Origin of the sequence: Acinetobacter sp. 5862 (assembly GCF_024494585.1) — a bacterium.
Classification (GTDB): domain Bacteria; phylum Pseudomonadota; class Gammaproteobacteria; order Pseudomonadales; family Moraxellaceae; genus Acinetobacter.
This window is the reverse complement of sequence record NZ_JANHGP010000037.1, coordinates 21,455-43,977: the sequence shown is the minus strand read 5'-3', so window position 1 is coordinate 43,977 and position 22,523 is coordinate 21,455. Positions and strand designations below refer to the sequence as shown.

Here is a 22,523-nt window from a genome sequence, read left to right as displayed (position 1 = left end):
TGGGCTCAGGAGTCCGCAGCGAAGCGGAGCGTCGCTTGGAGTCCATTGTTAGGGGATGTTTATTCCTTATCATCTTGTTCTGCGACTTTGCGTAATGGTGATACTAAGGTATCAAAGAAATCACCCGTGGCTATTTTAAATCCGATGATCCCGCCACCGATTAACCCTAACCAAACCCCAATACTGTCTTTTCCCATAATTTGCGCGCCAATATATGCACCTAAAACTGGAAACCCTACTATAAACACCAGCATTAAAAGGTACACAAGCAACATACCAAGTGCTGTGAACGGTGAAACGATTAAACCGAACCCAAGTAAAAATCCCCAAATGGGGCTATCAAGACCTCGGTAATCACCACCTATGTGCATTAGCTGAAAAATAATGACAATTACGCCAAGAATTGGCAGTAGAGCTCGAAATTGGTTTCTCATCATTCTCCCTAACTACTCTTATGCGGCAGAGGTGACACATAAGAGGCTAAAACTTGCTGCATAAGACGCCTATTTAATGAAGTATTAAACAAAATAATATTGATTTATTTTGACTTAAAACCATCATTAAATCATAAAAATAACAAGGATAATAAAATACCAGTTCATTAGCCTAAATTATTTGATTTAGTTAGGCAGCATATCCGTTATAAGCATATTAGTTATAGGGTTGGGTGGGTCTGTTATTGAAGATATCTCTAGCCGTTGTGAAACCAAGGTTTTCGATTTTCGACGTGTCACTACGTTGATGGTTTGTGGCGTTTCTTTGGTTGGGGTGTTTAATTTTGCACCACAATTGTTTTGGTAACTACTTATAAATGTGTTGCACATCGTTACTTGATTAGCCAAATAAAAAGGCCACCGAAGTGACCTTTTAAATCTCCCTGAACCCCTCTTTAATCAAGAGGGAAACTAGAGTGATTAAGCAGATTTAACAGCTGCTAATAATTCATTTTGACGATCTTTAAGTGCTTGTGGTAAGCGGTCACCAAGTTTAGTGAATAACTCAGTATGGCTTTCAAGCTCTTTGATCCATTGGTCTTTGTCTTGTGCTGTAACAGTTTCGAATTGTTCTTTAGAGAAGTCGATACCTGTCCAGTTCAACTGTTCGTATGTTGGAACATAACCGATTGGTGTTTCAGTCGCTTCAGCACGACCTTCACAACGATCAATAATCCACTCAAGAACACGCATGTTTTGACCGAAACCAGGCCACACGAAGTTGCCTTCAGCATCGCGACGGAACCAGTTTACATTGAAGATTTTTGGTAATTTGTTACCAGCAGCTTCTGCTTTAGCGCCAACTTCTTGACCAAGTTGTAACCAGTGACCGAAGTAATCAGCCATGTTATAACCAGCGAAAGGAAGCATTGCAAATGGGTCACGGCGAACAATACCTTGTTGACCAACAGCAGCAGCAGTTGTTTCTGAACCCATTGTTGCAGCTTTATAAACGCCATCAACCCAGTCAAAAGCTTCAGTTACTAAAGGTACTGTATCTGCACGACGACCACCGAAGATGAATGCAGAGATTGGTACACCTGCTGGATTTTCCCAGTCAGCATCGATAGAAGGGCATTGACCAGCTGAAACTGTAAAGCGAGCATTTGGATGAGCCGCTTTTTCACCTTCAACGTGGGGCTGACCTTTCCAGTTGGTTAAGTTTGCTGGAACTTCTTTAGAAAGACCTTCCCACCAAATTTCACCGTTATCTGTTACAGCAACGTTCGTATAGATAACATCTTTAGTTAATGTCGCCATACAGTTAGGGTTGGTTTTGGTATTTGTACCAGGTGCAACACCGAAGAAACCCGCTTCTGGATTGATTGCATATAAACGACCATCTTCACCTGGTTTGATCCAAGCAATATCGTCACCTACAGTTTCAATCTTCCAACCTTCATAACCTGCTGGTGGAATCAACATAGCAAAGTTGGTTTTACCACACGCAGAAGGGAATGCCGCAGCGATGTAGTGTTTCTCACCTTGTGGATTGGTTACGCCTAAAATAAGCATGTGCTCAGCTAACCAACCTTGCTCACGACCCATTGCAGAAGCAATACGTAAAGCTAGGCATTTTTTACCAAGTAAAGCATTACCACCATAACCAGAACCGTAAGACCAGATTTCACGAGTTTCTGGGTAATGCACGATATATTTTTCATTGTTACATGGCCAAGCGACATCTTTTTGACCATCTTTCAATGGAGCAGCAACCGTATGAACACATGGGATAAACTCACCATCTGTACCTAATACGTCATAAACTGCTTTACCCATACGCGCCATTTTTGTCATGCTGACAGCAACGTAAGGTGAATCTGTTAATTCGATACCGATGTGTGCAATATGGCTTCCTAAAGGACCCATAGAGAAAGGAACGACGTACATGGTACGACCTTCCATTGCGCCATCAAATAAGCCGTTTAATTTCGCACGCATTTCAGCAGGCGCAACCCAGTTGTTTGTTGCACCAGCATCTTCTTGATTTTCAGAGCAGATATATGTGCGATCTTCAACACGAGCAACATCAGAAGGGTCAGAATTTGCAAGATAAGAACCAGGATGTTTTTCTTGGTTAAGTTGTTGCATGGTGCCGTTAGCGATCATCAAGTCGATCAGACGTTGATATTCTTCCGCGCTTCCGTCACACCATTCGATTTTTGCTGGTTTGGTTAATTTTGCAATTTCTTCCACCCATGCAATAAGCTTAGGGTGACGAACGAATTCTGGTGCGTTCACTTGGGTCATGGTGATGCCTTTTTAAAGTGTGTACGACGTACAATTCTATTCATTGGATGACAATGAAAATAGATGAAGTAAAAAAAGTGGCTGTATTAAAGCATAAAATCGTAAAAAAAATAAGACTACCGTGCTTAATAGAGTCTTAATCTAAGAGTGTATATTTATGGGTAACGTATTGTTTTTGCGTAAATTGAGTATTTTTTAGTTCTATATGTAATTTTTTTATGTGTATTATTTTTATTTTAAATTATTATTAAAAACAATTAGATAGATTTGTTTATTTTTTTTGAGAATTATTATTGATAAATTGAATAATGCTCATCCAAAATTTACATAAACAAACTTTTAATTGTTGATTTTATAAACAAAAATACTGGTGATTTATCTTTAAGGCTGTTAGGTATGATTCAGAATTTACGGCCCTTGTCCATAATTTACAATCAAAAATCTGGCTTTCATGCAGCACAGCAAGAAGACCAGTATGAAGCTCTTATGGCTTTTTGGAGTCAGAAAGGATTTGAAATTCAGGTGTTTGAATTAAATTCGCACATGAATTTTGATGAAATGATGAATAATGTTTTATCTCGACATCAACAGGAACATGCGCGTGGGGTAGTTGTTGCTGCAGGTGGTGATGGTACATTACATGCCGTAGCAAAAAAGTTAATGCATACCAATATTCCAATGGGAATAATGCCCTTAGGTACGTTTAATTATGTTGCCCGCGCCCTGAATATCCCCATTGATCTTGGTCTGGCTGCCGAGGTGATTGCCACAGGCATTGAACATAAGGTTCATGTGGCCACCCTGAATAACCAGATTTACCTGAATAATGCCAGTCTGGGTTTATATCCTTTATTTATAAAAAAACGTGAATTATATAACCAGCATTTTGGCCGCTTCCCACTGAATGCCTATACATCAGCTTTGGATGTGCTGCTACGTGAACATAAATCACTAAAACTGGCGGTCACTGTAGATGGCCAAAAATATCCTGTTGCTACGCCGCTGGTTTTCTTTGGCAATAACCAGCTTCAACTTAGCGACATGAAGCTGAGGATTGCAGAATGTGCTGCCAATGGAAAGCTGGCAGGGGTAGTGGTGGCTAAAAGTGATCGGCTAAGCTTGCTGAAAATGTTATGGAAACTGATTCAGGGGAAAATTGATCAGGCTTCCGATGTTTATTCATTCTGTGCTGAACAGATTCAGGTGGAGTGTAAAAAGAAAAAGCTCACTGTGGCGGTGGATGGTGAACTGATGGAAATACAGACACCGCTAAAATTTTCAGTTGAAAAATCTGCCTTGAAAGTGATGGTTCCAAATGTTGTTACACCTATCTGATCTACATTTTGGTACTGAACGTGAAGAATGTATTCAAGCGATACGACTGTTTTGCCAACAAAAACGCCCAGAGGCAATTGTAATCAGTGGCGATTTAACCCAGCGTGCGCGTTTCAAGCAATTTTATGATTGCCGTCAATTTTTAGATTCTTTACATATCCCATATCTTGTTGTGCCGGGTAATCATGATATTCCGCTTTATCATGTCTGGAATCGCTTCTTCTCTCCATTTGTACGTTACCAAGCATTTTTTGGCCGTTTAGAGTCCACTTTAGAAACGGAGCATTTTTATATTGTTGGCATGAATAGTATTCGTCGGAGATACCATACCCGAGGGCATATTTCCCTTGAGCAAATTCATGAAACGGATACCAAGCTAAAAAATGCACCCAAAAATAAAATAAAATTGGTCACTTTCCATCAGCCTTTTTATACCTTCCCAAATGAGCATGGAGATAAGGATTGTCCTGTGCTTGCTAAAATTGCATTAGAACGTTGGGGTGAGACAGGGTTGTTTGGTTTATTACATGGGCATCTACACAAAGTTGCTGTTCATGATTTAAATCAAATTTTTCAATTGGGATTTAACCATCCTATTTTTGATATTCATGCTGGAACAGCAACTTCAAATCGTTTGCGTTTTGGGTTTTCAAATAGTTTTAACGTGATTTTAGATGACGGAACAATTGAGCATTACTGGTTTGATGAAAAACAGAAAATCTTTCTTCGAGCATGAAATGCTGCTTAATTCGGCAAGATCATGTGATTGTGTTGAAAAAAACATCTTTAAATAGATTTTTTTTTAATTTCCCCCTTGAAGCCATTTTTTTTAACCCCACAAAAGTGGCATATCAAAATTTTATATGTGTTGCCATGAACTGGCGACACACATTAATCAATAAGACTAAGTCTGATGGAGTTAAATATGAGCAACATTCGTCCATTACATGATCGTGTTGTGATTCGTCGCGTAGAAGAAGAAACTAAAACGGCTGGTGGTATTTTACTTCCAGGTTCTGCTGCTGAGAAACCTTCTCAAGGTGAAATCATTGCAGTGGGTAATGGTCAGATCACTGACAATGGCGTTCGTGCTTTAGACGTTAAAGTTGGTGACAAAGTATTGTTCGGTACTTATGCAGGTACAACAGTAAAAGTAAGTGGTGAAGAACTCTTAATTATGAAAGAGTCGGACATCTTAGCTGTGCTTGAAGGCTAACTCGACACATAACTCAAATTTATTTTCAGATTCAGTATTTAAAAAGATTCGGAGTTTAACATGTCAGCTAAAGACGTAAAATTTGGTGATTCAGCTCGCTCAAAAATGATCGCAGGCGTTAACGTGCTTGCAGATGCAGTAAAAGTAACTTTAGGTCCTAAAGGCCGTAATGTTGTCATCGACCGTTCTTTCGGTGCACCACACATTACTAAAGATGGTGTAACAGTTGCGAAAGAAATTTCTTTAAAAGACAAGTTTGAAAACATGGGTGCTCAACTTGTTCGTGAAGTTTCTTCTAAAACCAACGACATCGCGGGTGACGGTACAACAACGGCAACTGTACTTGCTCAAGCAATTTTAAATGAAGGGATCAAATCTGTAACTGCAGGTATGAACCCAATGGATTTAAAACGTGGTATCGATATCGCAGTAAAAACGGTTGTTGAAAATATCCGCACCAATGCAAAACCTGCTGATGATTTCAAAGCAATTGAACAAGTGGGTTCAATCTCTGCAAACTCTGACACCACTGTGGGTAAATTGATTGCACAAGCAATGGAAAAAGTGGGTAAAGAAGGTGTTATCACTGTAGAAGAAGGTTCTGGCTTCGAAGATGCTTTAGACGTTGTAGAAGGTATGCAGTTCGACCGTGGTTATATCTCTCCATACTTCGCGAACAAGCAAGATACTTTAACTGCTGAACTTGAAAATCCGTTCATTCTTCTTGTTGATAAAAAAATCAGCAACATCCGTGAATTGATTTCTGTTTTAGAAGCAGTTGCTAAAACTGGTAAACCTCTTCTTATCATCGCGGAAGATGTTGAAGGCGAAGCGCTTGCAACTCTTGTTGTGAACAACATGCGCGGTATTATCAAAGTATGTGCAGTTAAAGCACCTGGTTTTGGTGATCGTCGTAAAGCGATGCTTCAAGATATCGCAATCTTGACTGGCGCAACTGTAATCTCTGAAGAAGTAGGCATGTCTTTAGAACAAGCTTCTCTTCAAGATTTAGGTACTGCTCATAAAATCACAGTGTCTAAAGAAAATACAGTGATTGTTGATGGTGCGGGTAATGCTGCACAAATCGCGGAACGTGTTCAACAGATCCGTGCGCAAATCGAAGAATCTACTTCTGAATATGACAAAGAAAAACTTCAAGAACGCGTTGCTAAATTAGCTGGCGGTGTTGCAGTTATCAAAATTGGTGCAGCAACTGAAGTTGAAATGAAAGAGAAGAAAGATCGTGTTGACGATGCACTTCATGCAACTCGTGCAGCAGTTGAAGAAGGTGTTGTAGCAGGTGGTGGTGTTGCACTGGTACGTGCTGTAAACGTATTGGATGGCTTAAAAGGTGCAAACGAAGATCAAACTGCGGGTATCAACATTTTACGCCGTGCGATTGAAGCGCCACTTCGTCAAATCGTTTCGAATGCTGGTGATGAGCCATCAGTTGTCATCAATGCAGTTAAAGCGGGTGAAGGTAACTTCGGTTATAACGCTGCAACTGGTGAATATGGCGATATGTTAGAAATGGGTATTCTTGACCCTGCTAAAGTAACGCGTTCTGCACTTGAGCACGCAGCTTCTGTTGCTGGTTTAATGTTGACAACTGAATGCATGATTACTGACATTCCAGAAGACAAACCAGCTGGTCCAGATATGGGCGGTATGGGTGGTATGGGCGGAATGATGTAATTACATCTTCTTCCTAGATTAAAAAAAATCCCTGCTAATGCAGGGATTTTTATTTCTTAATAATAAAATGACATTTTTTGACATACCTCATTTGGGGTATAGAAATTTTTACAAAAAAGTATAATAATCTACACATTATTTTATTCACGAGAAATTTTAACTATTTTGAAATAAAAGTAAAACTTCTATTTGTATTCATAGAGTTGTAAAGTTGTTAAACAAGGAGGAGTATCTTGTTAAAAACTAAATTAAAAAATGAAAATATAGGTTACGCACTTTATCCAGTAAAAGAAGTGCAAAACCTTTATTCTTGTAAAATTAGATATGAATCTTTACTAAAAGAATTGGAGCAATTGCAAAAGGAAAATTGGCATTTAAAACAATTACTATTAAGAACGAGTAAATAAATTTTTACTCGTTCTGTGATAAAAATTCATTTACGATTTCATAAATTATTTGTTTTTGCTTTGGACATAATAATCCAATTTTTTTAGGTAGATCATCTAAGTAAAACTGAATTTTTTTATGATCATTTTTTGTGCATTTTTTTGAGGTAGGACTTACTTCTCCGAAACGTAACCATTGCGTGGAAATGTCTAGCCACGCAGCCAAAATTTGTAATTTATCTTGGTTAGGTATTGCTGTACCTGATAACCAGTTACTCGCAGTTTGCACACTAATAGAATGACCGTTATAGCGTATGTTGAACTCTCGAGCCAACCAAGTTGGGCTGTTAACAGGCCAGTTCTGCTCTAAAAGCTGTTGTTTCAGTCGTTGACTAAAAGCCTTTTTCTCGTTGATTTCCTGCATCTTAAGAGCTTTTCTCACCATAACGTATTGATAAATTATCATATCATTTTATGAATCAAATTTTGATTTATAAAATTAACCCAATGATAAATTTTATATGGATATTTTGTCCTAATCGTAATTTTTTATTACTTTGATTTAATTATTAGTAAAAAGTATGAAGAAAAATGAAATTTTAAATCAAATATTGATTGATAAAAATTTAAAGTGAAATTAGAATCCGAGACAAGGGGTGTTTAGAGTATGAGCAGTTACTTTTTCATCAACATGAAAAGCTCTGTCTTTAGACCATTAACTTAAAAAGTTAAGCAGAATTAACACTAAAAGATTTCTTAGCCTAAACTCCAGATCAATGGTTAAGTACCTTTTAGTGTTACTACAAGTTTATGCTTCAAAAATAGGATGTCTTTTTAATGAAAAAATCTTTTCAATTATCAGCAGTAGCAATTGCAATTGCTGCATCTAGTTCAGTTATGGCTGATCAAATTAATGTATTGTCTTTTGACGATGTATACGGATGGACCCCAACAACATCTTTTAATACGGATGCATTTAATACAGTAACAGCGGCGCAAAGTGTTACAACACCATTGGTTGATTTAGGATCAAATATCACAGGTCAATATACACCAAATTCTTCAAATCCAACCAATATGCCTGTTCAACAATTGCAAGCAGGTGATGGTACGTATTATTACGAAATTCAGGATGGTCTAGGTAATAATGCAACTAATAATGCATCTTTACCATCTGCATATACTGTTGTGGGAGGTGTTTTGACTCCATATGTTAATAATACAGGCAGTTCGACATTTATTTATGGCGGCACGGCAGCTGATCTTACGAAAGGCACTTTTGATATTACGCAATCTGTAAAGAAATTATCTGAAGATAATTTGACATATAGTGATGCTGTTACTAAGTATGACTCAATTCAAACTGATCTTGCTGTAACAGACGCACAAGGTAATGCTACAACTTTTAATAATGCAACAGTGCAATCAGGAGATTATACTGAGCAATCGGATGCTGTGGTAACTGGAACATTTACTAAAAATGGCAATAAAGTTTATGGTTTGAATGCAACAACTAAACAAGGTTCTTATAAGGCAGATGGTTCACTTAAATCTGGTTGGGATAAAGAAACTTTATTAACAAGCGATGGCTTGGTTGTTACCGCTAAGAGTAAGGATGTTGATGGTACTGAGAGAAATGATACTACAAAAGTTCAAGGAGTAGGTATTTCGACAACTGGTACATTAAATGTGGGTGGCGATACAACGCTTAATACAGCGACAGTAAGTGGTCTGTTGAATGCAAATGGCGGTGCAAATGTACGAGGTGGTTTGACTGCTGATACAGCGACAGTAACTGGTGCATTAACTGCTGGTGCATCAACACTTGATTCATTGACTGTAACAAATGCAGCAACTGTTAATGGTTTGTTCAGTGCAAATGCTGGTGCAAATGTACGTGGTGGTTTGACTACTGATACAGCAACAATAACTGGTCTGTTGAATGCAAATGGTGGTGCAAATGTACGTGGTGGTTTGACTGCTGACACTGCAACGATTACAGGCTTATTATCAACTGATAATATCTTAAACAATACTTTAGCTTCAAATCGTATCCAAGCTCCTGTGATTGTATTTGCTAATCGTGATGTACTAAGTGCTGCTGATGGTAGTATTGTAAAACAAAACGATTTTACATCTAACGGTACAAGTGGCAACCAGTTGATTGGTAAATATAATGTTAGTGGTAATGATATTTATCAGTTACATGTTTTTGAGAATGGTGTAGCAACTGAAAAGTTTTATGTTAGTAATGCTGGTCAGCTTGTTGAATATACAGGTGACGTGTCTGGCATTAAAAATGGTACAGTTGCTCCTGTTGCTGGTGGTACAAGTCGTATTACAAGTGGAACATTAACTACTGGTACTGTTAAAAATGTAGCAACTGATAAAAATATTACATATTCAGAGCAAGTGACTACTCAAGATGCAACAAATATTGATGCAACATTTGACCGTGGTCATCCAGCCCTTAATACTGCTGTTGGTACAGGGATTCCAAAAAGTGTAGAACAATCTGTTGTAAACGGTATTATTGCTACGAATAATGGTGAAAATATTTATGGTGTAGAAGTTTCGAAAACTGATGCAAATGGAACTGCTAAAACAACAGTAACAGCTGGTGCCGTTAAGACGGGTACTGTAACTGCTGATACAATTATTGTTGGTGGTACAAATGTTAAAGATACATTAGATGCACACACAACTGCGATTGCAGGTTTGGATACTCGTGTGACAGCTAACGAAACAGCGATTACTAATCTTGATAACCGTGTAACAACAGAAGTTGGTCGTTTAGATGGACGTGTTGATGCAGTTGATGCTCGTGTAACAGCGAATGAAACAGCGATCACAACCCTTGATGGACGTGTAACAACAGAAGTTAATCGTTTAGATGGTCGTATTGATACGGTTGCAGCAGATACTTTAGCTACTGCTAACACTTATACAGATACTAAAGTTGGAGCTGAAAAAACTGCTCGTGAAGCAGCTGATACTCAGATTCGTACTGACTTTGCAGCAGCAGATGTAGCGACTTTAACATCAGCAAATGGTTACACTGATACTAAAGCAGCAGCAACTTTAACATCAGCAAATGGTTACACTGATACTAAAGCAGCAGCAACTTTAGCATCAGCAAATGGTTACACTGATACTAAATCTGCGGCAACTTTAACATCAGCAAATACTTATACAGATACTAAAGCGGCAGCGACTTTGGTATCAGCTAATGCTTATACTGATGGTCGTGCAAATCAATTAAATACTCGTATTGATGATGTGCAAAAAACTGCTTACCGTGGTATTGCAATTGCGTTAGCTGCACAACAAGCTGTACCTAACATTGCTCCAGGTCAAGTTGCTGTATTTGGTGGTGTAGGTCATTATGAAGGTGAAACTGCTGGTTCTATCGGTGTAGTAACATCTTTTACTGATCGTATCTCTGCAAGTGGTGCATTTGGTTTCGCTGGTGGTAATGAGTTTGGTGGTCGTGTAGGTGTTGCTTACGTTTTTGGCGGTAAGTAATCTTGAACGATTAGTCAAATAAAAGTAATAAAGTAAAGAGCTGGGAAGTCTAGCATCCCAGCTCTTTGTTATTAGGTTTTCACCTTTTAGGTTATTCTTTTCAGCATGAAGAATAGCCTTTTTTGTGTTTATTAAATCCAAAAATCATTTTATAAATTGCCAATTTAGGTCTCGCTAAGGATAATAAGCACATACAAATCGATGGAAAGAATTGCATGAAAATTATCGCAGATGAAAATTTGGCATTTACCGATTATTTTTTTGCAGATTTTGCTGAAATACAGCATAAAGCAGGGCGCACCCTGACTCATAATGATGTCCAAGATGCCGATGCACTTTTGGTTCGCTCGGTGACTAAAGTGAATCATGCCTTAATTGATCAGACCAAGCTTCAATTTGTCGGCAGTGCGACAATTGGTACAGATCATCTTGATATTCAAGCTTTGGAACAGCAGCATATTGCATGGAGTAATGCTGCGGGCTGCAATGCGCAAGCCGTTGCTGAATATGTTATTACTGCTTTATTGCATTTGAATATCGACTTATTAGAACAAGAGAGAGCTTTTACATTAGCAATTGTTGGCTTAGGCAATGTAGGGAGTCGACTCGCAGTGATGGCTCAATTGTTGGGCTGGAATGTGATTGGCTATGACCCTTATGTGCAACTCGCTGGCATTGAAAATGTATCCTTTCAGGAGTTGTTAAAACAGGCTGATGCGATTTCAATTCATGTCCCTTTAACCTTAGCTGGTGATTATCCAACACAACATTTGTTCAACGATGCTTCATTTGCTGCAATGAAAGCATCCGCAATTTTGATTAATAGTGCGCGTGGTCCAGTGATTCAACAATCTGCATTGATGAACGATATTAAAAAAAACAACCGTAAAGTTGTCTTGGATGTCTTTGAGTTTGAACCAGAGATTCCAGCGCAATTGCTGAATTTATTGGCTTTAGCCACCCCGCATATTGCAGGGTATAGCCTTGAAGGCAAAGCGAGAGGAACGCAGATGATTTATGAGGCATTTTGCGATAAATTTTCTTATGAAGCCTCAAAGCGTTTTGAGAGTCAATTGCCTCAGGTGGAACAATATTTCGGGCAGCAGGATTTAAAAGCTGTGCTTAAACAACATCTTACTCAGATTTACGATATTGCTGAAGATGATAAACAATTAAGAGCTTGTGTTCAAAATGCTAAAGTTGAACAGAAAGCATTTGATTTACTTCGTAAAAATTATCCTTTACGCCGTGAATGGGCGGCACACGGTGGACCAAAAGCATGAGCCAAGATATGAAATCCTATCAACCGACTTGTTCTATTGAGGCATTAAAAGCACGTGCAGAGATGTATCAAAAGATTCGTCAGTTTTTTGCGGAGCGTAAGGTATTAGAGGTTGAAACGCCTGTTTTGTCTCAAGCTGCTGTAACCGATGTTCATTTGGCATCTGTACAAGTGCAACGTCATATTCATGGCAAATTAAATACTCAATACTTACAGACTTCACCTGAATTTCCAATGAAACGTTTATTGGCCAGTGGTAGTGGAGCAATTTATCAAATCTGTAAAGTATTCCGTGATGATGAGCATGGGCGTAAGCATAATAGTGAATTTACCATGCTGGAATGGTATCGACCTGGTTTAGATTTAAAAGGTTTAATGCATGAAACAGCAGATTTACTAGAAGTGTGTTTGGCACATCGTTTGGGTGAAGTCCGTCCGTATATTTTGAGTTATAAGCATGCTTTTCAAGATCGTTTAGATATTAATCCTTTACAAGCGACTTTAAAGCAACTTAAAGAAACTGCGAATCGTGTAGGACTCAATCTTGATTTAGGAAATGATCGCTTGGGTTATATGGATTTATTGTTTTCGCATTTCGTTGAACCAAGTTTAGGCTTTGATGCACCTGTATTTTTAACTGATTTTCCGCCTGAAATGGCATCGTTGGCTAAGGTGAAAACAGATGAGGATGGTGAATTAGTCGCAGCACGCTTCGAGGTATACATTGAGGGTTTAGAGCTTGCCAATGCCTATGATGAGCTTTTAGATGCCAAAGTTTTAGCTGAACGTTTTGACGCCGATAATATCGAGCGTGCTCAACAAGGATTACCTGTTATTCCAATGGATCAACACTTGTTAGCAGCTTTACCCCACATGCCAGAATGCTCAGGGATTGCACTTGGAATTGATCGTTTACTGATGGTTGCGATGAATAAGATGAAAATTGATCAAGTGATTACTTTCCCAGCGGAGATTGCTTAGAAACTTTCATCTTTACATGCTTATAAAAACTGCATCAATAATTGAATTAACTCACTTTGTCGATGCGTTTTAGTTTTCTTGAAAATCGCTTGTAGATGTTTTTTGACAGTATCAGCCTGAATATCGTGTGAGAGAGCAATTTCTTTGGTGGTTTTACCCTCAAGTAATTGCTCACATATTTTGTGTTCTACAGGTGTGAACATAAAAAGCTGAGTACATATTTCTCGTTGATATTTAGGTTTATGTTTTAAACCAGAAAATGTGGCGAGTAAAACTGGACGTAGACCAAAAATCTTGTGTGTTTTTTCTGGACTTAATAAATCTAGTGTTAAGAATAAATGATCATCAATCATCATAATTTTACTGCGTTCAGCGTAGCTTAAGTCATGATGGCGTTTATGTAGGCGTTCTAGCTCAATCAGGTTTAACTCAAATTGTTGTTGGCTACTTTCATTGAATGCAAAACGACGTTGTTTGATTTGGATCAGTTTACTATTTTCCAATAGCTGTTTTGCTTCTGTATTCAATTCAAGAATATCGCCATTCAAATTAATAATCGCAATGGGCTGATTCATTTTTTGAATTAATTGGGACCCGAGTAAGGTCATTGTCGAGTATTCAAAATGATGTCGATATTGTTGAATTTTCTGCTGTAGTATCGGTAATAATTCATAAATCGGTTGTAATTCAGAACAACTCAAAGCACCTCGTTCGGGGCTAGTCAAAAATGAAAGTATGATACAAACTTTATGATCATAAAGAATTTGTATTGCTGAACAAAAACGTAAATTTAGAGGTTTTAATACTTGTTGATAGACTTGAGTTTGAAGAATTTCATCTTCTGTGAAATGTTGAAAACAATGCATCCAACCTTGCATTGGAGCCACTAACATTTTGTTTAAGCGAGGATCATCATCTATATCTAAACGAATTTGTTTTAGTGCGGCTTGTTCAAGTTGATGTTCATCAAAATCAACGCCATGATGAACACTAAAAGATAGCGCTTGTACTTCAAGATCAACGGCGAGTAGTTGAGAGGCTTGTAGATTAAAATGTTGATTCAGTTGTTCTAATAAAATAATCCAATCATCTGCATGCTGCACCTTATTCAAGATTTCCATGACAGTGCTTTGTTGGCTTAGATCCATTCAAAAATCCCATTAAAATAAATAGAATACATTTCCATGTAGTTTATATGGGTTTTGATGAAATGAAATCAGTAACTGAAATATATTCTAGTTTTATTTATACAATTTGATGAGATGAATTATTTGAAAGAAAAAATTGAATAAACTTTATCATTTGATGAAAATGCCTAAGCCCTATCAAAGCCTAGGCGAGATTGAATTTAACAACGTCCTTTTTTAGCCTGTCCTGGAGGACAAAAATCACTATGACCATCATGGTGGTTGTCTGGATCAACAATCACACTGCCATGAGGGGTATGTACGGCACAGGCCGATAAGCTAAATGTGATTAAAGTACTGAAGCAAAGCAGTATTATTTTCATCATTGCATCCTCTTTTTATTGCTTTCTCATTTACTTTAAATTGATCCTCACTTTTCGACTAGCGTAATGACGCATGTTTTTAATAGAGATTTGTATCATTCGACTGTACGTAAAATAGTTCTAAATCCCACATGGGTTGCTGCCAAATCAAATTCTTGTGGATAACGACTACTGTTTCGATAGCGTGCGCAAAAGTTGGAGGCACAAAGAAAAGAACCGCCTTTAAGTACATATTGCGTTGCGGTGCTGTTTTGTTGACGAAGTTCCGCATAATTGCCCATGTGCTGATCATGTGCGCCGTGATAAGCAGAAGAGGTCCATTCCCAGACATTGCCAATCATATCGAATAACTTAAAAGCATTGGAAGCATAACAGCCGACAGGCGCCACACTTTGGAAATGATCTTCAACCCTATTATCGAAAGGAAATTCACCTTGCCAATAATTGGCTTGTGGATGTTGATGCGTATCTTGTGGCGCTTGGTGTAAAGGAGTATCACTTTTCGAACCTGCTTTGGCGGCATATTCCCATTCTTGCTCTGTAGGTAAGTCCCGACCTAACCAAACGGCATAGTGTTCAGCATCATTTTTAGTGACATAGCGAACAGGTTCAGACGGTAATGGAGGCTGACCCTGAGCACCATTCGGCGTTTTCCATGTGTAATCTGATTTCAACTGCCACCATTGTTTTGGGTTGTCCACATTCGGTGAAAATACTGCAGCCTGTTTCTGCTTTTCTGCATCAGTGATATAGCCTGTGGCTTTGACAAAATTGGAGAATTGAGCAACTGTCACCTCAGTTTGATCGATCCAAAAACCTGTTACTTGGCGTTGTGCTTGGCCAAAATTCAATTCATCAGGGTAGGCTAAGTTTGAACCCAGTTGAAATGAACCTTCAGGAATCCAGACCATACCTGCAGTTTTACTGTTTTGCCATGCCTCAGGTAAGCCCGAATACTGTTGGCATTGCTGTAATGAGCCCAATGGAGCCAAGGTGCTGTTTTGTCTATGTGATTGAGTGGCAGCAGGCTTAACTTTGCTACAGCCTGTCACGAGGGACAGACTGATCAGTGAAACTAAAATGCATACCCATTTCATTTAAGGAAATATTCCTTAACCCCATTTTGCTGGGTATATTGATTATATACATTTATCAGCTCTTGTAATTTGGCCGGATTATCTTGAGCAAGGTTTTGCGTTTCGCCTCGATCATTTTTGAGGTTATACAATTCCCATGCACCTGTTCCGAGTTCTGATTTACCTTGTAATGCAATTTTCCAGTCCCCTTGACGGGCATATTTACTGCCATGTAATTCATCGGCAAAGCTAAAGTTAACGGGGCGGATCGCTTGCGCTTTATTGTCGAGTACAGGTTTCCATGAATAGCCGCTTGGCGTATTGATTTGACGGCCTTTGTATTGACCTTGTGGGACGGCAATATTTGCGTAGTCGAGCACGGTTGGGAACACATCCAAGACTGAGGCAAAACCATGATGTATGGCTTCGGCTTTGCTTTGATAAGGGAGCTTCACAATTGCAGGTGCGGTGGTTGCACCTTCACCTGCAGTATCTTTCCATAGATGGAATGGCGCAGCACTGACTTCCGCCCAACGTGGTCCAACATAGTGATAAGAGCTTGATGTCCCCACGTTATTCACGCCGTTATCAAAACCTGATTCAGCACCGTAATTGCCACGGATAAAGCCTTCTGCACCATTGTCTGAGACAAAGAAGATTAATGTATTGTCATATAGATTATTGCGTTTTAAATATTGAATCACCCGACCGATATTGGCATCCAGATTTTCGACCATACCTGCATAGATTTCCATTCTGCGTGCTTCTAGCATTTTTTGCTCGGTTGAAAGTTCATTCCACTTGCCATATTTTTGCGGTGCATTTTGCGTGGCAATTGGTTCAGCCGCAGTAAAATTCGTTGGAATTAAGCCAAGCTGTTTTTGACGGGCAATTCGCGCATCGCGAATCACATCATAGCCTGCGTCATAAACACCGCGATAACGATCGCGATATTCAGCGGGTGCTTGTAAAGGCCAATGCGGCGCGGTGTAAGCAGCATAGGCAAAGAATGGCTTGCCTGAGTTTTTACCTGACTCAATATAACTGATCAATTTGTCTGTGAAGTAATTGGTAGAGAAGAAATCATCGGGTAAGGATGAAATCGGAACTTGTTTGCCGTCTTCCGTATACGTCGCATTACGCTTATAGGCACTCGGTGCTTGTTTAAAATGTAGGTCTAAGCCTTGCAATAACGTAAATGAGTGATCGAATCCTTTAGCATGTGCGTTGGTTGCATCGGTCAAGCCTAAGTGCCATTTACCGCTGATATAAGTTCGATAGCCATTGTCTTTGAGGACTTCTGCAATAGAGAGTGAACGTTCATTTAAATAGCCCTCATAACCAGGTTGACCTTTTAGATGCTCAGGTGTGAGTTCAGCCATTGCACCAATCCCCGCTAGATGATGGTCAGTTCCCGAAATCAATTGTGAGCGTGTCGGTGAGCAGGTCGGGGCAGTATGATAGTCCGTTAAAATACGACCTGCTCGGGTTAGTTCATCAATATTGGGTGTATGAATTTCCCCACCAAAAGCGCCTAAGTCTGAATAGCCTAAGTCATCAGCCATAATGAATAAAATGTTGGGTTGCTTCTTGGTTTCAACCACAGTATTTGAATGATCAGAATCATTGCTGCAAGCTGAAATTGACAAGCTAAATAATGCAATAGAAAGTGTGCTAAAGAGACTATTATGAGACATTAGAATCGACTTAATTTTATAGAAGAATTATGACGAGTTTAGAGCGATGATTTTTATGATAAAAATAATTAAAATTTGATTGTTAATCTTAAAAAAAGAAAAGCCCCAAAAAAGGGGCGTGTATGATAAAAATTAAAATGGTATTTGAGTGAGTTGATTTAAAAAGTGCGGCAGCACTTTAGGTTCTAATAAAATTGTCATGACCACACCATACGCTGCTCCCCATAAGTGAGCACTATGGTTGATATTTGTGTTGCCTCTTTTGCCAGACCAAATACTGTAAGCGACATATAAAATGGCAAAAATAATGGCTGGAACGGGAATAAAGAAAACGAAAATGAGCTTCCATGGTTGAAACAGAATATAAGCAAATAATACTGCAGAAACAGCACCAGACGCACCTAAACTTGCCCAACGAATATCATGTCGATGTTTTAAATAGCTTGGTAAAATTGCTGCAATTAATCCACCTAGATAAAATAAGACAAAGCCTGTGTCATAAAAAAACTGACGATAAAAGCTTTCAATAATATTGCCAAAGAAGAACAGCGTGATCATGTTAAAGAGTAAATGAGTACCATCAGCATGAACAAAACCATGTGTAATAAAGCGGTCATACTGCCCACGTTGCAGTGCAGGTGGCCAAAAAATTAAACGATTCATCACCGTTTGATTTGAGAAGGCTAACAAGGAAATGGCAACTGTAATGATGATCAGTGTCACAGTATGACTAAAGGGTAGATGTAACATAAATGTTTTAAAATTGATCAGTGTCTCAGCAATAATGCCATTAAAAACTTAATAAACAATGATCTTGCATAGAATTCCTACAAAAATGGTTGATTTTTTTTTATTACACTCCATCTTCGGTTAAGATAACGACATCAGCTTGAGGAATATTGTTATGTCGACTGAGAACACCAATACTGCCATTGCAGAAGAAATCCCAAACCTTTTGATTACTCCATCTGCGCAAGAGTATTTAAGTGATTTATTATCAAAGCAAAATACTCCAGGGATTGGCGTTCGTGTTTTTGTAGAACATCCAGGTACACCGCGTGCAGAATGTTGTATGGCATATAGCGCACCTGATGAAGTAGTACCAACAGACTACAAACAGGAATATCCTGATTTTCCGGCTTATGTTGATGCACCATCCATTCCATATTTATTAGATGCTGTCATTGACTACAACAAAGACCGTTTTGGTGGTCAATTAACTTTCCGTGCACCAAATTCGAAAGTGCCGCGTGTTGGCCCAGATGCGTCAATTGAAGAACGAATTACCTACATTTTACAATCTGAGATCAATCCAGGTTTAGAGGGTCATGGCGGTAATTGTAGTTTAGTCGAAGTGAAAGATGATCCAGAGCATGGTCTTACTGCTGTATTGAAATTTGGTGGTGGTTGCCAAGGTTGCTCAGCAATTGATGTTACCCTTAAACAAGGTGTTGAAACGACTTTACAACAGCATGTCCCAGAATTAAAGCGTGTGGTTGACCAAACTGATCACTCTCAATCAGAAGGTGCCTACTTCAAGTAATAAAACTTGAAATTTATTGCATTATAAAAGCCCTGAATAGGGCTTTTTTTATTATTCATTTAATCAAATTTTATTTCATCATTATGTTCAGGAATGTCTGAGCTAAATAAAATAATGAAAATATAAATAATAACAATTATCATTTATATTGAGTTTTATTGTTTCTTTGTTAGAATCTAGCCTAGTTTTTTAGCAAATCTTATGATTTATCTTAATTAGGTGGGAATATGTCTAATAAAATAGCACGCCATACATTACTCGCGACTTCAATTCTGAGTGGCATGATGACGTTTGCATATGCAGCAGAAACTACAGTTAATCAAAGTGGGTTGGTTGAAAAATCAAATGAAAACGATGTTGTTAAACTGGAGACAATTGTTCTAACAGCAGAGGAACAAATTAAACAATCTCTCGGAGTTTCTAAGATCACTGCCGAAGATTTAGAAAAAATTCCAGTACGTAATGATATTTCTGAATACGTTCGTCGTATGCCAGGCGTTAACTTAACAGGGAATAGTGCAACAGGTCAGCGTGGAAATAATCGTCAAATTGATATTCGTGGTATGGGACCTGAGAATACACTCATTTTGATTGATGGAAAGCCTGTGTCCTCACGTAACTCTGTACGCTATGGTTGGAAAGGAGAGCGTGACACACGGGGAGATTCAAATTGGGTGCCAGTAGAAGCAATCGAGTCTATTGAGGTTTTACGAGGTCCAGCAGCAGCTCGTTATGGTTCTGGAGCGGCGGGTGGTGTAGTCAATATTATTACTAAGAAAGTAACGAATGAGACACATGGTTCCGTTGAGCTATATACCAATCAACCTGAAGATTCCAAAGAAGGCGATTCTACTCGAGCAAGTTTCAATCTTAGTGGTCCAATCATTAAAGACATTTTATCTTATCGTTTATATGGTAATTACAATAAAACTGATGCAGATGCAGTAGATATTAATAAATCAATTGGCAGTCAGGCTGCTGGTCGAGAAGGGGTTAAAAATAAAGATATTGCTGGGCGCTTAGCTTGGCAAGCAAATGATGAGCAGACGGTATTACTTGATATTTCTTCTGGTCGCCAAGGCAATATTTATTCTGGAGACTCTCAATTAAATTCAAATGCAGAAACCGACCCAATTCTTTCTCAACTTATTGGGAAAGAAACCAATACCATGTATCGAGATAGCTTGGCGCTAACTCATGAGGGAGATTGGGATTGGGGCAAAAGTAAATTGGTTGCGCAGTACGATAAAACACGTAATAAAAGACTTCCAGAAGGTTTAGCAGGAAGTGTTGAAGGGAAAATTAATAATTTAAATGATCGTGTTACATCTAAACTAGACACGTTAAGATTAAATGGCGAGCTAAATATTCCACTTGAATATTATCTGCCACAAGCATTGACCTTGGGTGTCGAGTGGGTGGAAGACAAATTCACTGATCAGACCTCTACAACACAAGGTAAGGATCAAAGTGGTGCTGGCTATGGCGATCAGCTTGCTAAAGGTGATCGTAGTAAAATGGAATCACGAATTGCATCGGCATATATTGAAGATAATTTCAAAGTTACAGATATGACCGATGTTGTGGTCGGTTTACGTTTTGATGATCATAGTAAATCAGGCTCAAACTGGAGTCCAAGTTTAAACATAACGCAAAAATTAAATGATCATTTTACTTTGAAAGGGGGGATTGCCAAAGCCTATAAAGCCCCGAATATGTACCAAAATGCTGAAGGTTATTTATTAAGTACCAATGGTAATGGTTGTCCTGCAAATATTGCTTCGCGCTGTTTATTACAAGGTAATGGCGATTTAAAACCAGAAACTTCAATCAACAAAGAAATTGGGATTCAATTCCAAAAAGATGTTGTGAATGCCAGCTTAGCTTGGTTCCGTAATGATTATAAAAATAAGATTGTTGCTGGAACAGACATTGTTGGGACTGTGAATGGTTCAAGTACAAATGCAAACGGAGGGGTTACGCAAACGACTTGGAATATTCTTCGTTGGGATAATACACCAGCGGCATTGATTCTAGGGTTTGAAGGGAGTTTAGGGCTAGATTATGGCGATATCCACTGGACCAACAATTTCACTTATATGATGGACTCTAAGGATAAGAAAACAGGAAATCCTTTGTCACTTGTTCCAAAGTATACGATTAACTCAATTTTCGATTATGACATCACGGATCAATTGGATGTGAATTTTGTTTACACTCAATATGGTCGTCAAAAATCACGTCAATTCGCAGAAAATAGGATTGAAGCAGGTGTGGGTTCAGGTGGTACAAGTAGTGCGATTAAGCCAAGTGATGTAAAAAGTTATAGCTTAGTCGGTTTAAATATGGGCTATAAATTTAACAGCCAATTCAGCACTCGTCTTGGTGTAAGTAATTTATTTGATAAACAAATTTTAAGAGATAGTAATTCAATCAGTCAAACATACAACGAACCAGGTCGGGCTTATTATGCAAGTTTAAAATATTCATTCTAAGCAAACGACGATAAAACAAGGCACTTTAAGTGCCTTGTTTTTTTAGTATTTCATGGACTTGTTCTGAGTAATAAAATTTTTCTAGATGTGCGCGTGCTCGTTGTCTTAAATACCCAGTTTGAATCACTTGCTGTAGCACGGGTGTAAGTAAATTATTCAATTCATTCTGAATTAAATCTTCATCAATATTTAGATCACGCAGTAACAAATCGAAAGTTCTCTCTTGGTTTCTTGCGTACCACGCATAGACCCCATCATGAACCTGCTGTTTTAAGTAAGGCGTTTGGCGAATATGATCCCAAATTTCATGACCTAATCCCACAGTTTGAGGTAGGTCTTGGACTTCAAAGTAATTTCGTAATACTGAAATCGGCATCAGTTTGATTTTATGCCAAAGATTTGCTTGGAAGTGATAGAGCTTGTCATCATTAAAATGTTGATTCAAAACTTTTTCACTCATTTGGCTAATTTTTAAAATATTCTTTTGCAGATAATGACCAATCGTTTCATTCAGGTTGGAATCCGTAACGGTTTCTAAAACGGATTTTCCCATTTTCATGAAATGTCCTACGCCAGGAACGCGTTTAGACATGACCGAATTATCTAAGTAATCTTGGATGGAGTGTTGTATAAGCTGCGTAATCAAGGCTGAAAAAGCTGGATTATTGACGATAGTTTGAATTAAACGTTGCCGATGTTCAGCTTTTCCTGCGACGTATTGTGCAATTGAGTCGATGGTTAATACAGGAATAACCTCTTCAATTGTGGTGCTATCGTTCAGCGGATGAATCAATGCAAAACGAATATGCTCAGCAATTTGCTCAATGAGAAATGGACTGGCGGGCGTTGTTAGAATTTGCTTTTCGATCAGTTTAAAAATCTGTTCAAATGACCAAATATGTTGTAGCTGTTGCAACCGTAACCAATGATAGAATTGCTTAAACTCATATTGAATGGTTTCTGATTGTGAAAACTCTTGATCTAAAAAATCAAGTTGTGCATCAATTAGCTGTTCTATCATTGGATGTTTAGACATAA

The 22,523-nt window shown here is 38.4% G+C and carries 19 protein-coding genes; 10 read left to right on the top strand and 9 right to left on the bottom strand.

The genetic code is table 11. The annotated features are described in order from the left end of the window. Positions 1 to 59 precede the first annotated feature (59 nt). Together NO346_RS07090 and NO346_RS07085 are read right to left on the bottom strand one after the other, a co-directional pair. A complete protein-coding gene (locus NO346_RS07090; RefSeq protein WP_256414730.1) occupies positions 60 to 437 on the bottom strand; it encodes a hypothetical protein in 378 nt (125 codons plus the stop codon). A 477-nt stretch (positions 438 to 914) separates the two neighbouring features. After that, on the bottom strand, positions 915 to 2,744 hold the full coding sequence (locus NO346_RS07085; RefSeq protein WP_005158109.1) for a phosphoenolpyruvate carboxykinase (GTP): 1,830 nt from the start codon (positions 2,742 to 2,744) through the stop codon (positions 915 to 917). A gap of 396 nt (positions 2,745 to 3,140) precedes the next feature. On the opposite strand from NO346_RS07085, the gene NO346_RS07080 reads away from it, so the two are divergent. From NO346_RS07080 to NO346_RS07060, 5 genes are all read left to right on the top strand, one after another. Continuing rightward, a complete protein-coding gene (locus NO346_RS07080) occupies positions 3,141 to 4,079 on the top strand; it encodes a diacylglycerol kinase family protein (protein ID WP_256414729.1) in 939 nt (312 codons plus the stop codon). Further along, positions 4,060 to 4,815, top strand: coding sequence for a metallophosphoesterase (locus NO346_RS07075; protein ID WP_256414728.1), 756 nt, complete (start codon positions 4,060 to 4,062; stop codon positions 4,813 to 4,815). The genes NO346_RS07080 and NO346_RS07075 overlap by 20 nt, the downstream gene beginning before the upstream one ends. Before the next feature lie 189 nt (positions 4,816 to 5,004). Beyond that, positions 5,005 to 5,295, top strand: coding sequence for a co-chaperone GroES (gene groES, locus NO346_RS07070; RefSeq protein WP_005144860.1), 291 nt, complete (start codon positions 5,005 to 5,007; stop codon positions 5,293 to 5,295). A 60-nt stretch (positions 5,296 to 5,355) separates the two neighbouring features. Next, positions 5,356 to 6,990: a chaperonin GroEL gene (gene groL, locus NO346_RS07065; RefSeq protein ID WP_256414727.1), complete on the top strand. Its 1,635-nt coding sequence runs from the start codon at positions 5,356 to 5,358 to the stop codon at positions 6,988 to 6,990. Between the two features lie 233 nt (positions 6,991 to 7,223). Further along, the gene (locus tag NO346_RS07060) at positions 7,224 to 7,397 is read left to right on the top strand and encodes a hypothetical protein (protein WP_155757122.1); all 174 of its coding nucleotides are present in this window, start codon (positions 7,224 to 7,226) and stop codon (positions 7,395 to 7,397) included. Between the two features lie 4 nt (positions 7,398 to 7,401). On the opposite strand, the gene NO346_RS07055 is transcribed toward NO346_RS07060, so the two are convergent. Further along, positions 7,402 to 7,821, bottom strand: a complete 420-nt coding sequence (locus NO346_RS07055; protein ID WP_256414726.1) for a hypothetical protein — start codon at positions 7,819 to 7,821, stop codon at positions 7,402 to 7,404. A gap of 392 nt (positions 7,822 to 8,213) precedes the next feature. On the opposite strand from NO346_RS07055, the gene NO346_RS07050 reads away from it, so the two are divergent. The 3 genes from NO346_RS07050 (at position 8,214) to epmA (ending at position 13,164) form a co-directional block, all read left to right on the top strand. Next, positions 8,214 to 10,901, top strand: a complete 2,688-nt coding sequence (locus NO346_RS07050; RefSeq protein ID WP_256414725.1) for a YadA-like family protein — start codon at positions 8,214 to 8,216, stop codon at positions 10,899 to 10,901. A gap of 215 nt (positions 10,902 to 11,116) precedes the next feature. After that, on the top strand, positions 11,117 to 12,184 hold the full coding sequence (locus tag NO346_RS07045; protein WP_256414724.1) for a 4-phosphoerythronate dehydrogenase: 1,068 nt from the start codon (positions 11,117 to 11,119) through the stop codon (positions 12,182 to 12,184). Next, positions 12,181 to 13,164, top strand: coding sequence for an EF-P lysine aminoacylase EpmA (epmA, locus tag NO346_RS07040; RefSeq protein ID WP_256414723.1), 984 nt, complete (start codon positions 12,181 to 12,183; stop codon positions 13,162 to 13,164). Before NO346_RS07045 ends, epmA begins: the two co-directional genes overlap by 4 nt. Before the next feature lie 20 nt (positions 13,165 to 13,184). Here epmA and NO346_RS07035 read toward each other — a convergent pair whose 3' ends face one another. The 5 genes from NO346_RS07035 to NO346_RS07015 form a co-directional block, all read right to left on the bottom strand. Further along, entirely contained in the window at positions 13,185 to 14,312 is a 1,128-nt protein-coding gene (locus tag NO346_RS07035) for a helix-turn-helix transcriptional regulator (protein ID WP_005158079.1), read from the bottom strand. A 200-nt stretch (positions 14,313 to 14,512) separates the two neighbouring features. Then, on the bottom strand, positions 14,513 to 14,674 hold the full coding sequence (locus tag NO346_RS07030) for a hypothetical protein (RefSeq protein ID WP_087536989.1): 162 nt from the start codon (positions 14,672 to 14,674) through the stop codon (positions 14,513 to 14,515). Between the two features lie 95 nt (positions 14,675 to 14,769). Next, the gene (locus tag NO346_RS07025; RefSeq protein ID WP_256414722.1) at positions 14,770 to 15,771 is read right to left on the bottom strand and encodes an SUMF1/EgtB/PvdO family nonheme iron enzyme; all 1,002 of its coding nucleotides are present in this window, start codon (positions 15,769 to 15,771) and stop codon (positions 14,770 to 14,772) included. Further along, complete coding sequence (locus tag NO346_RS07020) at positions 15,768 to 17,447, bottom strand: arylsulfatase (protein WP_256414721.1); 1,680 nt, start codon at positions 17,445 to 17,447, stop codon at positions 15,768 to 15,770. Before NO346_RS07020 ends, NO346_RS07025 begins: the two co-directional genes overlap by 4 nt. 132 nt (positions 17,448 to 17,579) lie before the next feature. Further along, positions 17,580 to 18,197, bottom strand: a complete 618-nt coding sequence (locus NO346_RS07015; RefSeq protein ID WP_004663327.1) for a rhomboid family intramembrane serine protease — start codon at positions 18,195 to 18,197, stop codon at positions 17,580 to 17,582. A 154-nt stretch (positions 18,198 to 18,351) separates the two neighbouring features. Between NO346_RS07015 and nfuA the strand changes: the two genes are divergently transcribed. Together nfuA and NO346_RS07005 are read left to right on the top strand one after the other, a co-directional pair. Then, positions 18,352 to 18,990 carry a Fe-S biogenesis protein NfuA gene (gene nfuA, locus NO346_RS07010; protein WP_004663326.1) on the top strand — a complete coding sequence of 213 codons (639 nt, stop codon included), beginning with the start codon at positions 18,352 to 18,354 and terminating at the stop codon, positions 18,988 to 18,990. Positions 18,991 to 19,217: 227 nt separating this feature from the next. Further along, positions 19,218 to 21,485 carry a TonB-dependent siderophore receptor gene (locus tag NO346_RS07005; protein ID WP_256414720.1) on the top strand — a complete coding sequence of 756 codons (2,268 nt, stop codon included), beginning with the start codon at positions 19,218 to 19,220 and terminating at the stop codon, positions 21,483 to 21,485. A gap of 25 nt (positions 21,486 to 21,510) precedes the next feature. Here the strand turns inward: NO346_RS07005 and NO346_RS07000 are convergent, their stop codons facing one another. Further along, entirely contained in the window at positions 21,511 to 22,521 is a 1,011-nt protein-coding gene (locus NO346_RS07000) for a hypothetical protein (protein WP_256414719.1), read from the bottom strand. Positions 22,522 to 22,523: the final 2 nt, after the last annotated feature.